Here is a 15,661-nt window from a genome sequence, read left to right as displayed (position 1 = left end):
CTTTCAGTCCATCTTCATTTACCTTGCCCACTCCGCTAACCGGTTCAGAGTTATCCCTTCACAGCGCCAACCGTAAGACCTTTGATGAAATAACGCTGGAAGAACGGATATGCCAGTACAATTGGACCAATACCGACTACAGCCATCGCCATTTGCAGAGTTTTGTTAGGCAGATTCAGCAATCCACCCTGCGACGAAATCTGTGAAGAGACGTTGGAGTTGGTTGTTAAATATTGAATATCGAGCAGCGTCCGGTACATAAGGTACTGAAGGCTGATCGTCCGGTTATCTGATATAAAAATCATGCTAAGGTACCAGTCATTCCAGTAATTCAATGTACTGAACAACGCAACGGTTGCCATTACGGGAAGAGAGAGCGGAAGCACGATACGTGCAAACGTTCTCAATTCTCCCGCACCATCAATCCGAGCCGATTCCAGAATAGACACCGGAATGGAGTTCGCGAAGAATGTACGCATGACCAGTACAAAGAATGGGGATAGCAGTAGCGGCATAATGAGTGCCAGTAGGGAGTTTTTCAGATCCAATACGTTGACATAGACCAAGTACCAAGGTACCAGACCCCCGTTGAACAACATCGTGAAGAAGATGAAAAAGGCGAACCAGCCCCGGTAAGGCAGATCTCTCCGTGAGAGCGGATACGCATACAATGCGGTCAGCGCAACACTTGTAATGGTACCTACAACGGTAACGATAAAGGATATACCATACGAGTGAATGATCTGATCCATATCTCTGAACAGAAACTCATAAGCCGTCAGGCTGAATTTCTCTGGAATAAGCTTATATCCATTGGCAATTACTGTTGTCTCGTCCGAAAATGAGATGGCGAAGACAAGCAGGATCGGCACGATACAGGCAATGGCATAGAATAGAAACATCGCATGAATAACGGATGCGGAACGCTTCGATACGGCTAGTGGATCACGTGATTTCACAGCTGACTTGCCTCCTCTCAAAATAATGCATTATCTTTATCTATTCGCCTTACGATGGTATTGGATACAAGAACCAGCACAAATCCAACGATTGCTTGGTATAGACCGGCTGCTGATGACATCCCGATATCTCCACCGATAAGGAACGTACGATATACGTAGGTATCCAGTACATTCGTTACAGGGAACAGCGCTCCCGATTCCAATGGAACCTGATAGAACAGACTGAAGTCTGCATAGAATATACGGCCAATTTGCAATAACGTCATAATGACGATTAATGGGACGAGAAACGGAATGGTAATGAAACGAATCTGATGCCATTTGGTTGCGCCATCAAGCACAGCTGCTTCATAATATTCTTCATCGATACCCACGACAGCTGCCAGATAGATGACGGCATAATATCCAATATTCTTCCATGTGTTCACCAGTGGCAAAATATACGGCCAATACTTCGGCTCTGAATACCAGTCGATCGGCTGACCGCCGAACATCTGCAGAACCGTTGAGTTCATGAAGCCTGAATCCTTGCCCAGGAAAGCCAGTACCAGATAACTGACCACAATCATGGACAAGAAATACGGTAATAACATAAGTGATTGATATAACTTGGACATTGCCTTGTTCTTCACTTCATTGAGCAGAATAGCAAGCCCGACACCTACTAAGAGATTTAGTGCAATGAACACCGTGTTATACGCGAGTGTATTTCGGGTAATTTCCCATGCATCACTGGTTGAGAACAAATATTTAAAATTGTCCCATCCACTCCATGGGCTCCCCCAAATACCATCAGCATAGTTTACATTTTTGAATGCGATCAGAACGCCGAACATCGGCATATAGTTGTTCACCAGCAGAAACAGGACACCTGGCAAGAACATGAGATATAGCACCTTGAATTTGCCAAGATTGTGCCAAACAGACTTGCGCTTTCGGACTGTTTCTCCCGGTATTTCCGATATCCGTACTCCCTTACCCGCCTGGGGTTGTGTCTTCATAACTTGTTCTCCCTCACTCCTCTTGAATTCTTCCTCAGGATGAAGCTCCGTTGCAGCTCCTGTGGTTCAAGTATACGGCGGGGCGAGTAAGACCTCTATCTGCTGTGGTGACCTGTTGACTTATCAAATTATGACTTTAGTACCAAAAAAAACAAAAGACGCAGCATGCTGCGCCCTGAACTATACGGTACGTGACTGTTTTCGAAACTCCTGTGGCGTTATACCCGTGCACTTTTTGAACATTTTGGTGAAATGCGAGTAATTGTAGTACCCCACCTTGCCAGCGATATCCGTCACTTTGACGGTGGACTGGGACAACAATGTCTTCGCTTTGGCTACTCTGCCCTGCAGGATAAACTCAGACAGGGACATCCCCTTCTCTTTCCGAAACAGACGTGATAGATAAGCGGGATTGAATCCGGCAAAAGCTGCAAGTTCCTCTCGCATAAGTTCTTCACCAATATGAGTTTCAATATAAACGCACAACTGATCCACAATGGTCATGGGGCTATGATCGTCCGGGTACAACACCGGGATAACACGATCAATCAGATCCGACGTCCATTGCTTCAACTGCGGCAACGACCTTGTCACCATACTCTCCTCCGGCTCCCGTTCACCCGGATACAGACTGCGTATTGACACGTTTTTCTGATGAAGCAGCGGATAGACCACATGCAGCATGGCATGATAGTAGAGATGCAGCATTTCAGGAGATAAACCCTCTTGGGCAGCAAGCAACTCAAAAATCTCATCCACACGTTCTCGCAAATCCCCTACTTTACCTGTCTCAAAAAGAATGGATAATTCCGAAAACCATGGAATAGGCAAAAAGCGATCTTCCTGATCTCTTCCCCGCTCATCATAGACAAAAACTTCTTCAAGCTCCTTAATATTGCGCCGTTCCATATCCATCAGTTCATTTAACATGCCTTGCAGTTCAGTTACAGCAACCGGGGCACCAACATAACAGGACAACCGACAGTAGAAATACGTACCACATTCCTGAATATATCCCTGACAACGTTGTGCCACTTCGCTCGCACTCGGAATGATGCCATCTTGCTCATAAGCAAGCACAATATTTAATCCACTTTGATCCTGAAACACCTCACCGGGCTTGTCGCTAAGCAGCATCTCTTTGGCTGCATTACGAAGGGCATATTCCAATACCTCTTCGTCACGCAAATCAAAATCACGCACCCATTCCTCTACCGATATCACAATGGGTAACACACGAGCCTGCGGATCAATCTCGGCACCATACAGTTCTGCGAGCTCTTTCAACCGTTGTTCGGTTAACGTGATACGCTGAGAGATGGCATCTTTCCAGAAACGTTCCGTCAGTAGCGGTTTATGGGTTTTCCAGCGTTTGTATACGGTCTCATAAACTTCGTTGGTACGGGTACGCTGCTCTCCATCCTTGATCTTCTCCACCGCCTGGGTGACTACCTTAATCAATTGATCCGCTGGAGCCGGCTTCAACACATAATCAAAGCTGTTTAGCTTAATGGCTGTCTGAGCATAATCGAATAAAGCATGCCCTGTCAGGAAAATGGTCAGTATGCCTGGATCATGTTTCAACACCCAACTTTGCAGGTCAAGCCCTGTTTCACCAGGCATCTCGATATCACAGATCATGATATCAATAGCATTAGCCTTTAAAATCTTTCTTGCCTCTTCGGCATCACCAGCACTGTATACCTGGTCAATGCCTGCTGCTTGCCAATCGACTCCTTCCACCATTGCTTGTAATGCATACACTTCATCATCCACGATCAACAGGTTCCGCATAGGCTCCCCCTTCTTCCTCTTCGGTCTGAGCGGGTAAATCAATGATGACTTTGGCGCCATGATCCACCTCATTGCCAAACTGCAAACTGGCTTGATCACCATACTTCACTAAAAGCCGATGAGCCACGTTCCATATACCGATATGTTGTCCACTCGGATCTTCAGCGTATTGTCCATGTTGCAGACGCCCCAACAATTCCTCTTCAAATCCGACACCATTGTCCACAATCATCAGTTGAAGCACCGTCCCATCTACCTGACCGGACGACTTCTCACCGAGGCGCGCCACGATCCGAATGACAAATGCTTGTGTCCGGCGCTGAAATCCATGAATAATGGCGTTCTCCACAAAAGGCTGAATGGTTAATGGCGGAATCACATAATGTCCCAGATTCGGTTCGATATCCAGTTCGAAATCGAATCTGCTTGGAAACCTCAGCTTTTGAATTTCTAAGTAATGACGAATGTGCTCCAGCTCTTCATCCAGACGAATAACACGTTTGCCTGCACGCAGACTGAATCGAAAATAATCGGCCAGATGACCAGCCATCTGCTGCACCAACTCATGCTTTTGTAAGGAAGCCAGACTATGAATAATATTGAGTGAATTCAGGTAAAAGTGAGGATTGATCTGCATTTGCAGTTGTTTGAACTCTGCCTCCCGCGTCCGCAACTGTTCCTCATACACATCAATCTTCAGATGCCTGATCTCACTGGTCATTTGATTGAAACTTCGTGTCATAAATTCAAGCTCCGACGAAGATGGCGGGTCCAGCTTCACATCGAGATCTCCACGGCTGACCCTTCTCATGCCTCGGATTAACGCATTCATCGGGCGGAATAACAGATGCCGCAAAAAGATCAGTGCAGTAACCAGAATTACTGCCGCACCAATGGGAAGCAGACGAATGATCTGCTGGAAAAACGGGAGGTTACGCATCATGTCTTCCTCAGGCAGCAGCACGATATAATACATCTGGGACATGGCCGAGGCAGTACCCAACATCAAATATTGACGTGCTTCTCCCTTGTTCACAACTTCAGAGATCACCTGATACGGATTCTTCAGGCCGGGAAGATGCGCTGCAGCCAGCTGAATCTGTGCAGTATTCAATGTGGAATCCGATAGTGCCCCACCGTCTGTTCCAACAATGACTGCACCTCCCCGATCTCCGGACTCAGTGAATTGTTGTGTATGATTCAGTGCATTCATATCAACAAGTGCACCTGCATAGAACTGCTGGTTGATTCGCACCGTTTTCACCAGCGCATTCCACGTCCCGCCACGCACGATGCTCCATTCCGGCTTCTGGATATCCCCTTCCAATTGCTGCATCTGGACTGGCATACTCTCCTGCACAACCGACTTTTTGACATCATAATTGCCTGAAGTGGCGAGCAGCAGATCATCATTCACGGCATCATATAGAAAAAAAGAATCGATTAGATTATAAAAACCGATATCTGTCATGAATTTGTTCATAATCCGTTGCTTTGCAATGATATAATCACCGCTGCCGTATTTCAGAAAAAATAGAGAGATAATATCTGGGTCCCGCTCGCCCAGACTATACAAATACCGATTCGTCTCCTGTAATACACGTTCATTCTGCTCCACACTCTTGGCGAGATGATTCATATTGGTGAGGGATACTTTGTCACGTACAACTTTCATGGCGTAGACATTGTTGTAATAAAGAAGCATGAATAATGGCAGCATGATCAATGTAAGACCCACTATAAATTTAAAACGAAGTGAACGGATAAAATTCATGGATTATGGATTCCCGCCCTTTTAGAGGTAGTTCAAAAAGTCCGCTGTACTGAAAACCAGACTTTTTGAACACACACTTTATTTCAACATAGTTTTTTCTATTTTCTTCCTTATGATGGCATGTTTATTGTAATCACCCCTGCTTGCCATTGTCTATGGGGTCCCGTGACCTTCACATATCAATTCTGGTGACTTTCATCCGCTCCAATTTCAAGAGTAACAAGCTTCATGTAGTAATAAATTCTCCAGTTGTAAAAAAAATCCTTCATTATTACTCAGAAGCTTCTCCCTAAAAATAAATGCTGCGGCAATCCCCGGACTCCACGAACGCCCGATCTTGACATGCATACGATATATCACTCCTCGGGTTAGTCACCAGGATGTAGGGAGGCCTGTTCGATGAATATTCAACTCACTGCGTTACACTATGTCTATCTGGCATTTATCGTCTTGATCATCGCAGTTATGATCCGGCGCAGGGACACCACGATCATCTGTGTCGCAGGTATTATGACCATTGGACTTCTGGCAACCGAAACCTTAAGCGGGTCAGTTGCTGGGATCTTCAGCAGTTTTATCTATGCAACAAAAGAATTGCTGAGTACGATCTTTATCATCTCGATTATTGTGGCGATGAGCCGTGTTCTAATCAGAACAGGCATTAATGAGGTCATGGTAACACCCGTCACCCGGTTTATCCGTTCTCCTCAGGTCGCGTATTGGGGTATCGGATTGATCATGATGGTAGTATCGCTATTTTTCTGGCCATCCCCGGCCGTAGCACTCGTCGGTGCAGTACTGCTTCCTGTAGCCGTGCGTGTAGGCCTTCCTCCGATTGGAGCTGCTATTGCCATGAACCTGTTCGGACATGGGATTGCACTGTCGGGAGATTACATTATTCAGGGGGCTCCCAAACTTACGGCCGATGCAGCCGGTCTACCCGTTACTTCTGTCATGACGGCCAGCATACCTCTGGTCATTGTCATGGGCACCGTATCTACACTTACAGCCTTCTGGATGCTGCGCAAAGAGATGAAATCAGGTTCACCTGTTCATTCCCCAAACGTTACATCAGGTACCGTGAACACGGAACCTTCTTCCTCATCAAAGGCTGTTTCCACTTCTCAACCTGGCAATCTGCCTGTTGAACGTCAAGTCATGTCACCCCGTCTGAAAAAGGCATTCGCTCTGCTTATCCCTCTGTTATTCGCAGTTGATGTGATTCTAATGTTTGTATTAAAATTGCAAGGCGGCGACGCAACAGCTCTGATTGGCGGAACCGCTGTGGTTATACTGATCGCCGTTACCCTTGCCGCACACCGACATGCGGGAACAGAGGAAACGACCAATTATTTAATAGAAGGATTTCAGTTTGGTTTCAAGGTGTTTGGACCGGTTATTCCCATAGCCGCATTTTTTTATCTGGGAGATGCTGCGATTACGGAGTTGTTCATCAACCCTCTTCCTGAAGGTTCACACGGGATCGTGAATGATCTCGGGGTTGCGCTTGCTGGACTGGTGCCATTGAATGATACGGTGGGCGCCATTACAATGACGGTGACCGGAGCAGTGACCGGAATGGATGGTTCGGGGTTCTCGGGTATTTCCCTGGTTGGCTCGATTGCGTCCATGTTCGCAGGATCGGCAGATTCCGCACCTGTGCTGACAGCACTCGGTCAGGTCGCAGCCATATGGGTAGGTGGTGGAACCTTGATTCCATGGGCATTGATCCCTGCTGCTGCAATCTGCGGAGTCAATCCTTTTGAACTTGCAAGACGTAACCTGAAGCCTGTACTGCTGGGACTCACGGTAACAACAATTGTAGCCATCTTTCTGATCTGACCAAAGGTTATTTACACTGACACTACGATGACAGAAGCACCTTCCAATCGCTGTTATTCCCAGATTTTTTTGATCCCATTTCTCAAGGGGAAATCCGGTAATAGCGTATTCTTCCGATGCAGCTTTCTTTCAGAAAGCTTTTAGGCGACCGCTTCGCTTTTTCAGGTTTTTTCTGTCCTCTCCGTTATCGTGTAAATGATTAGTTCATCTCAAATAGACATTTTAAAAAGACGTGCGTGAACGCGCCCAGTTCCAGAGATCTTCACGTTGCATCTCTGCCAGATACAGCATGTCCACATATGGATCTCCCTGTAGTCCGAGTACAGAAGCAAAAGCAGGCTCCGTCTTCCACCCTGCCTGTTTCAGTCTACGGATCTCACGGTGTCCCGCGTCTCCCCACAGTTGTAACAATCTCCACTCAACGATCATATGTAGGTATGCATTCTGCCTGTATACTGGCACGGATTGGGCAAAAATCTCCACAGGCCAATGTCCCACTTGCAAATTACAAGTCACATAAGGACGTTGGTCTGGAAGATCCCCACCACGTACACATTGAAACTCAGCAACGGCTTCAATTCGATTGTGTATCTCGGCTTCAAACACGTCCAGATCCTCTGCATAACACAGCAGATCCAGATCACTGCCAGGTATATCAATATCAATTGGCACCGTTCCTGCTGGATATGGGTGATAGTCAGCTAATATATCGAGCAAGCCACTGCTATGTAACACATGATAGGCGTCCTGCTGACGTGCATTGCCCGAAGCCAGATGTGCCATTACTTCTGCGGTAGTACTCATCTCCCCGCCTTGGGCCACAGTTAGTTTGAGCCTCCTGTAATGACCTGTTTCACACGTCCCACTTGACCACTCGTCAGTCGTACTTTGATTCCGTGGGGATGCGTAGGTGACTTGGTTAACAGATCCTTCACAATGCCACGTGTCAGCTTACCTGTAGCTTGATCCTGCTTCAGCACAATGTCCACTTCCAGACCTGGCTTAATATTTACACGTTGTTGCCCATTCATTATGTTCACTCTCCTCTATGTCGTAATTCATACCATGTACACTATATAACCCTTAAACTCAAAGCTCCATCTATTGTAGACGTTTTGGTTTCAAAACAAAAGGGACGCGGCAATAACCTCCTAAGGCTGGTTCCATGGTTAAATGAAGACCAAGATAAAGAAACCGCAGTTCTCATCATCTGAGACCTACGGTTTCTAATTGGATTACCATGTTCAGGGTCGCACATGCTTCAAAATAGACGAAGGCGAAGTTCCATCCTTCGCAGCTTCACGTGCCTTCACAGCAAGCAGCTCGGACACGGTCACGAATCGATATCCCTGCTGCTGTAACTTCGGCAGGATTGTTTTGAGTGCAGCTACCGTATGGGACTTGCCTTCCACCTTATCGTGAAAGAGTACAATATCCCCATTTCGTGCGTTATTCAGTACTTTTTTAACGATAGCCGATACACCTGGAGAAGCCCAGTCCCGTGTATCCTGATGCCAAGACCAGAGTACAATGGTATACCCTTTTTGTTTGGCAGCCTGGATGACCATGTCATTGTAATAACCGCCCGGTGGCCTGAACAACAGGGGACGCTCCGCACCTGCTTCAATGATGGAACTTTCTGCTTCGTTCATATCCTTCATGTACTTGTCCGCACTAGTAGATCGAACTGCATACGTGTGCGCATAGGTATGATTGGCGATTTCATGCCCTTCGAGCTGTTCCTGCTTAATCAGTTCAGGAAATTTATCTGCCCATTTGCCAAGTACAAAAAAAGTTCCTTTAGCATGATACTGCTGTAACAAAGCCAGGATCTGCGGAGTCTGAATCGGATCTGGTCCATCATCAAAGGTAAGGGCGATGAGTTTATCCTGTGTGGGAACTTCCCACACAATCTCTCCTCGTTCCTCATAATACTGACGGTTCTTCTGTACAGGCTTTGCATAGGCAGAACTGCTACCTAGCAAAATAATTAGCGTGAACATTCCGATGACTCGGGCTGCCTTCAGGTTCATGTGGTGTCCTCACTTTGTCTTCATACGTAAACTCCCTGTTAGCATTTCCCGATTCACCCGAACTCATTAACGAAAGATCTGATCCACGACTGCAATTTCCTCAGCAGTTAATTCCACATTTAATGTTTGCAGATTGTTAATCACCTGCTCCGGTCGCTTGGCACCCGGAATCAATGCATCAATAGAAGGCTGAGTCAGGTACCAGGCCAGAACCAGATGCGCGACCTCAACATCTTTGGATTGTGCTATGCTGCGCAGTTGCTCAACTTTATCGAGGTTTTCAATGAAAGCTTCACCTGTGAACAGCGGGTTCTTTGCCCGTCCATCCTGAAAGGTTGTATCACGATTATATTTCCCGCCCAGCAGTCCCGCTGCCAGAGGGAAGTAAGGAACAAAAGAAATGGTATGCTCAGCCGTATACGGCAACAGCTCTTTCTCCGCATCTCTTTTGAACAGATTATATTCAGCTTGCAGTACGTCTACATGCCCGTCCTTGTTGGCTTCACGCAACTGATCAATGGAGAAATTAGATACGCCAATGGCACGAATTTTGCCAGCGTCTTTTAATTGTTTTAACGTATCTACCGCTTCATCCTTAGGCGTATGTTCATCCGGAAAGTGGATGTAGAACAGATCAATGTAATCGGTTTGCAGACGTTTCAACGCCTCATCCACGGCTGTTTTCAGAAAAGCAGGTGAGTTATCTATGACAATCTTGCCATCCACAAATTTATGAGCTGCCTTGGTTGCAATGATGGTATTCTGCCGCTGACCGGTTTCCTTCAGTACTTCACCAATCAGTCGTTCGGAATGCTCCGGTCCATAGATGTATGCCGTATCCACAAAGTTAATACCTTGTTTCAAAGCTGTACGAACCACTTCCTTACCCGTCTCATCATTCAGCATGTCCGGATAGATATTATGTCCGCCTACTGCATTCGCACCCAGTCCAATGGGATTCACGATCAGATCCGTCTTGCCCAACCGAATTTGTTGTTCTGCCATGTCTCATCTCTCCTTCACTGATCGAATAAGTATAATTTAGTTGTAACGTCTTTCTTGTCCCATATTATATCAAACCATTTAGCATATTTAAAATATCGGATTTATCGGATTAGGTGTTTTTCAGCGCAGTTGCTTCCACGTCGTTAATAAACCGGCGCAGTTTGGCAGCCACATCACGGGTGATTTCGCCGTTTTCATACAGTTGTTGCACTGTATTACGCTGTTCCTGAATCGCCACCATCTGCAACTCCAACTTCTCCTGATTAAACGGATCTTCCGTTTTACCCTGGTTCCAGGTGCGCAATTTGGCAATTACACGCTCATACTTGGCAATGACCGACAGTGCGACGACTCGATTCCCATCGTTCATATGAGCACGAATAGCCTTAATTGCCGCTTCAGAGGTGCGCAGCTTTACCTGACGGAACAGTTCTGCATTTTCAAGCATAAATGGTTGATTCGGCTTCTGGGACCGGTTGGTGAAGAGATGTCCTAACACACGACCGATCTCGCTGATCGAGGTCATGAACTGAGTGTTTGCGCGATTCGCCAGCATCATTTCCTTGCGATCCAGCCAGCTGTCACATTTGAAGGCCGCATCAGAAGCAATTGCATTTTCGTCTAACATTACTTCAACTTCTTTGCGCTCCGCCCGGGTAGCGATCAGGTTAATAGCCGTTTCTTGTTTCTGAATATCTTTGCGTTTATCGGCGGTAAGCTGACCTGCGGCCTGCCTAATGTACTTGGACAAGTCGGAGACAACCGCGAGTGCCGCAGCTTTGTTCTCATCGTTCATTTCGGATTTGACAGCTCGTATTGCCGCATTCAGCATAATGTCATGTGCTTTTCGTTCTGACTTCTGCGGTGTTTCTTCTGTAGATTTCCCATCGTCCTTGGCCAGAACTGGAAGAAACACGCTCGCCGCAATCAGGGAGAAGAGGATAACTCCTGCCGCGAGGAAAATAATCAGATCCCGTTCAGGGAAAGGTGATCCATCCTGAAGCACATAAGGAATGGAGAACGCACCCGCCAATGTTACAGCCCCCCGCACTCCAGAGAGGGAAATGATCGTAATATCCTTGAATCTGGGCCGGCCAATAGAGGATTTGGTACGCAGCAATTCATTCCCTTGCCAGAACAGATAGATCCAGAGAAAACGCAGAACCAGCAGTAGCACCGAGATCAAGCCCACATATCCCAACACCTGCAGATTATTAAACGAAACATTTTCAAAGATGGTACTCAACACATCCGGGACCTGTACACCCAAAATAACAAACACCAGACCATTGAGTATAAATAAAATGACTGACCATGTGCTCGCAGATACCACCTGCATTTTCAACTGAACCGATTCAGCGCGGTCACGCTCAATGGCGTGGATAATACCGCCTGCCACTACCGCAAGAATACCTGATACCCCAATTTCTTCACTCACCAGATAGATGATAAATGGCGTCAGGATTTGCAGCAGCATGTGAATGGTCACATCTTCCATGCCCAATCTACGGATCCATACCCCTAGCCTGATTAACAGAAAAGATAACAAGGCCCCGACAAGAAGTCCGCCAATCGCAATCAGAATAAAACTGAAGGTTGCATTCGCCAGGGAAAATACACCTGTAACTGTGGCTGCAATCGCGAATTTGAAGGCCACGAGGCCAGATGCATCATTCATTAATGCTTCACCTTCAAGAAGCCTATGTATGCCTTTGGGCAAATGTACCCGGCCCGCCATGGCGCCAACGGCCACAGCATCTGTCGGGGACAGTATGGCTGCAAGAGCAAAAGCAGCAGGTAACGGAATCGAAGGAATCAGCCAGTGAATGGCATATCCCGCCACGACCACCGTCACGAATACAAGCCCTAGTGCAAGCAGAAGTATCGGTGCACGCAGATTCCATAATTCATTCCTTGGCGTTCGCTTACCATCGTTGTATAACAAAGGTGCGATGAACAGTACAAAGAACAATTCCGGATTCAACGGCAGGTGAACACCTGCGGGAAGCAAAGCTATAGCTACACCAAGCACGATTTGAATGAGCGGAACGGGAATAAAGGGTACAAACCGGTTTAAAATATTGGATAAACCAATTAGTACCAGTAACACAAGTACGGCAATAAATATTTCCATGATGACAATCCCTTTCCGCTATAGAAGTGGTGAAACCTTTGTTGTATAGGTTTATTTTAACATAATCCAGACTTTGTTATAAAAATGTTGTCATATTCATATACCCATTTAACTGCTCTCAGACTAGTCTATATAAGTTGAACTATTCATTTACACGATAACGGAGAGGACAGAAAAAACCTGAAAAAGCGAAGCGTTCGCCTAAAAGCTTTCTGAAAGAAAGCTACATCGGAAGCATACGCTAGCACCGGATTTTCCCCTTTGGAAAAGGGAATCAAAAAAAATCAGGGGATAACAGCGATTGGAAGGTTATTCTGTCATCGTAGTGTCAGTGTAAATAATCTTTAGTTAACTTATATAGATTGAAGAATTCTGATGGATTCTGTATATAAGATGTTACAATATGCTCAGGACAATACCCGTTTGGAAAGGAACTTGCATCTATGGCATTTGGAATTAAACGACAAGAGCTTGCTGCTTGGAAGGAACAAGTGGCTCGGGGTGAGATTGCGTACCTCACTCATTTCTGGATTGACAACCGATTCCCCGGTATCACCAGTGTCACCAAAGTTGGCTGTGCAGATCAGGAACGTCTCGAACGTTGGTGCAACGATCATGGGCTGGACCCGCGATACATTCATCGGCGGCAGCCCTTTCCCCACTTTGACCTGATGGGCAGCAAGCAAAAAGAAATTTTGATCCAGGAAGGCTTAACGGATCATGTGGTTCGCTTTCATTTGTAAACCAACTCAAAAACGCCAGTCTTCAAGGTTCATCCCCCCGCAATTAGGGACGAACTCATGAGGACTGACGTCTTCAAGGAATCAAGTCATTTTATGGACTACCGGTGGATCTGCTCAAACGACTTCATGTTCTCCAGCAGTTTCAGCTCAATTTTCTTCAGCATGCCAAACATCTGCTGTTGCTCCTCTTCGGAAAGTGCTTGCAACAATTCCCACGTCATTCGGCCGCGATTCGCATTAAGTGTCTTGGCAAGCTGCGCGCCTTCATCCGTTAAGGACAGCCACACAATTCTCCGATCTTCTTCACTGCGCACCCGCTGGATTAACCCTTCCGTCTCCAGTTGATTCAGTACAATGGTGGTTGCGCCAGAAGACAAACTGAGTTGTCTGGCCACATCAACCGCCATGCAGCGTTTTTCACGTAAAATCATGCCCAATATATGACTTTTTGTCGGATTCAGTTTACAGTTGGTTTCGGTCTTCTGCTGCTGATCCAATACTTTATTTTTATATCTGAAGAAGGCCTCCAACAATTGATCCACATTTGCCAATTGAGAGTTTCGCTCCGTATCCGGGCTCATAAACGTTCCTCCTGCCTTTCATCATAACCTACCTTATATTGTAACATATTTACACTATGATGTTTGTGAAAAATGCGCTTGTATCCGACACCCTATCGTTGACTGCAAGACTCTTGTTTTATTTTGGGTTTCACCTATTGCATTATGGCAACGGGTTTGTTTATAATAACCTATATCTTTAAAGTTACTTTTAGTTACTTAATGATTTTAATAAATTTGTTGTTATAAAGTAAATAAAGCGTCACCATTATAATGCAAGGGACTTATGCACATGAATCAGAATATACAATCACAACTCAAAACGGATGTTTGCATCGTCGGTGCTGGACCTGGCGGTGCTTTGCTTTCTTATTTACTGAATCAAAAAGGAATTTCCACGATGCTCATTGAGCGGCAGCCCCACCTGCACAAATCGTTTCGCGGGGAGTTGCTCAATGTGGACGGCGAAGCCATTTTAAATAAACACGGCCTCTATTCCCTCATTCAGGAACGCGGAGCGCTGCTCTTGGAACAGATTCAGTATTGCGAAAATGGGCAGATTATTCATACGGTATCACCCGGCAATGGAGAATCTCATGTTGGTATTCATGTACCCCAAGATCATCTCCTGGAGGCCATCGTGTCGCACGCTCAGCAGCACAATTCAAACGAACAAGTACTATTCAATACGATTATGACCGGTTTGTTACGAGACAAGAACGGGCAGGTCGTGGGTATTAACATTCGGCAGAAGGGTGTTCCTGCCTCCATTGAAGCATCTGTAATTGTGGGTGCTGATGGCAGATACTCTGCTGTACGCAAACATTCCGGTATAACCCCGGAGATTCGTAAGCATGGGTATGATCTGCTCTGGGCACGCATTCCGGCACCCGTAGGTTGGGAACCCGCTGTTCGAATGGCCAGCATGGATGGTCAACAGCTCGCACTGTTCTCACAGTTCGGCGGTTATGTTCAGATTGGATGGAACATTCCCGAAGGAGCTTACTCCAAGCTGCGAGAGCAGCCGATAGCTCCTTTTGTAGATAAACTTGTATCTGCTTTTCCTTGCCTGTCTGATTCTGTAGCTGCCAACATTCAGAGCTGGAGTGATTTTGTTCTGTTATCCGTCGAAAGCAGCTATTGCCAGTCGTGGGCACAGGACAATGTTGTACTTATCGGTGATGCCGCTCATACCATGACACCAACCGGTGCGTTTGGACTTAATGCCGCGCTCGAAGATGCGGATGTGCTCTCCGAATTACTTGTCCAAATGGCTGCAGATCAATTCAGTTCCACTGCACAACTTCAGGAACTTCAGACGATTCGCGGTGCAAAGGTACAGCAGCAACTTGCACGACAAGTGGAGATGGAATCCTCTTTCCAACAGCGGTATGAATCCTTTCTCTAAACCTAGTTAATACAGATAAAATGCCTTTATGCCCAAACAGCCGATCACTTCCTCATAGAGAAGAATCGGCTGTTTGGTTTGTTGGTTTATCTTTTATGTAATTCCGTATCCTTCTTCATTTTCGTTTGCGTGGAGCAAACGTGTCTTCTCTGGGTGCTTCTTGTACAGTATCAACGTCCTTCGGATAGGATGAGATGTTATCTTTTTCATATACTGCTTTCTCCAGATTGCTTAAGCGGCGCAATACTTGTTTGCTTTTACGAACGATATATACAATACCAATAATCAGCAGGATCAACATCAGAATGAATATAACCATCCCCGGATAAAAGACAAATGACATGAATCCACCTCCTTTTGAAAACGATTTCTTTATCATTCTAACCCGAATGTGCCAAGATGTGA

14 protein-coding genes are annotated in these 15,661 nt (G+C 46.1%); 3 read left to right on the top strand and 11 right to left on the bottom strand.

Annotated elements, in window-relative coordinates:
- Positions 1-50: 50 nt before the first annotated feature.
- From BS614_RS14435 to BS614_RS14420, 4 genes are all read right to left on the bottom strand, one after another.
- Positions 51-959 (bottom strand): carbohydrate ABC transporter permease, encoded by a 909-nt coding sequence (locus tag BS614_RS14435; RefSeq protein WP_017689303.1) that lies wholly within the window; start codon positions 957-959, stop codon positions 51-53.
- 17 nt (positions 960-976) lie between these two features.
- A complete protein-coding gene (locus tag BS614_RS14430) occupies positions 977-1,963 on the bottom strand; it encodes an ABC transporter permease (RefSeq protein WP_036670214.1) in 987 nt (328 codons plus the stop codon).
- Between the two features lie 180 nt (positions 1,964-2,143).
- Entirely contained in the window at positions 2,144-3,757 is a 1,614-nt protein-coding gene (locus tag BS614_RS14425; RefSeq protein ID WP_074094494.1) for a response regulator transcription factor, read from the bottom strand.
- Complete coding sequence (locus tag BS614_RS14420) at positions 3,732-5,531, bottom strand: sensor histidine kinase (RefSeq protein WP_074094493.1); 1,800 nt, start codon at positions 5,529-5,531, stop codon at positions 3,732-3,734. The genes BS614_RS14425 and BS614_RS14420 overlap by 26 nt, the downstream gene beginning before the upstream one ends.
- A gap of 399 nt (positions 5,532-5,930) precedes the next feature.
- Between BS614_RS14420 and BS614_RS14415 the strand changes: the two genes are divergently transcribed.
- Positions 5,931-7,373, top strand: coding sequence for a hypothetical protein (locus tag BS614_RS14415; protein WP_074094492.1), 1,443 nt, complete (start codon positions 5,931-5,933; stop codon positions 7,371-7,373).
- A 222-nt stretch (positions 7,374-7,595) separates the two neighbouring features.
- Here BS614_RS14415 and BS614_RS14410 read toward each other — a convergent pair whose 3' ends face one another.
- The 5 genes from BS614_RS14410 to BS614_RS14390 all read right to left on the bottom strand — a co-directional run bounded on the left by BS614_RS14410 (position 7,596) and on the right by BS614_RS14390 (position 12,545).
- Entirely contained in the window at positions 7,596-8,177 is a 582-nt protein-coding gene (locus BS614_RS14410; protein ID WP_074096841.1) for a DUF4269 domain-containing protein, read from the bottom strand.
- Between the two features lie 20 nt (positions 8,178-8,197).
- Positions 8,198-8,404 (bottom strand): YwbE family protein, encoded by a 207-nt coding sequence (locus tag BS614_RS14405; protein ID WP_026081155.1) that lies wholly within the window; start codon positions 8,402-8,404, stop codon positions 8,198-8,200.
- Positions 8,405-8,617: 213 nt separating this feature from the next.
- A complete protein-coding gene (locus BS614_RS14400) occupies positions 8,618-9,406 on the bottom strand; it encodes a polysaccharide deacetylase family protein (RefSeq protein WP_074094491.1) in 789 nt (262 codons plus the stop codon).
- Positions 9,407-9,472: 66 nt separating this feature from the next.
- On the bottom strand, positions 9,473-10,411 hold the full coding sequence (locus BS614_RS14395) for an aldo/keto reductase (protein WP_074094490.1): 939 nt from the start codon (positions 10,409-10,411) through the stop codon (positions 9,473-9,475).
- Between the two features lie 109 nt (positions 10,412-10,520).
- On the bottom strand, positions 10,521-12,545 hold the full coding sequence (locus BS614_RS14390; protein ID WP_074094489.1) for a Na+/H+ antiporter: 2,025 nt from the start codon (positions 12,543-12,545) through the stop codon (positions 10,521-10,523).
- A gap of 443 nt (positions 12,546-12,988) precedes the next feature.
- On the opposite strand from BS614_RS14390, the gene BS614_RS14385 reads away from it, so the two are divergent.
- Complete coding sequence (locus BS614_RS14385) at positions 12,989-13,288, top strand: hypothetical protein (RefSeq protein ID WP_074094488.1); 300 nt, start codon at positions 12,989-12,991, stop codon at positions 13,286-13,288.
- A gap of 98 nt (positions 13,289-13,386) precedes the next feature.
- On the opposite strand, the gene BS614_RS14380 is transcribed toward BS614_RS14385, so the two are convergent.
- Complete coding sequence (locus BS614_RS14380) at positions 13,387-13,869, bottom strand: MarR family winged helix-turn-helix transcriptional regulator (protein WP_036609579.1); 483 nt, start codon at positions 13,867-13,869, stop codon at positions 13,387-13,389.
- A 271-nt stretch (positions 13,870-14,140) separates the two neighbouring features.
- Between BS614_RS14380 and BS614_RS14375 the strand changes: the two genes are divergently transcribed.
- Positions 14,141-15,256, top strand: a complete 1,116-nt coding sequence (locus BS614_RS14375; RefSeq protein WP_074094487.1) for an FAD-dependent monooxygenase — start codon at positions 14,141-14,143, stop codon at positions 15,254-15,256.
- Positions 15,257-15,371: 115 nt separating this feature from the next.
- Here the strand turns inward: BS614_RS14375 and BS614_RS14370 are convergent, their stop codons facing one another.
- Positions 15,372-15,599: a hypothetical protein gene (locus BS614_RS14370; RefSeq protein WP_074094486.1), complete on the bottom strand. Its 228-nt coding sequence runs from the start codon at positions 15,597-15,599 to the stop codon at positions 15,372-15,374.
- Positions 15,600-15,661 lie beyond the last annotated feature (62 nt).

This window comes from Paenibacillus xylanexedens (genome assembly GCF_001908275.1).
GTDB lineage: Bacteria > Bacillota > Bacilli > Paenibacillales > Paenibacillaceae > Paenibacillus > Paenibacillus xylanexedens_A.
The sequence above is the reverse complement of the archived record's forward strand: the minus strand, read 5'-3'. Positions and strand labels throughout refer to the sequence as shown.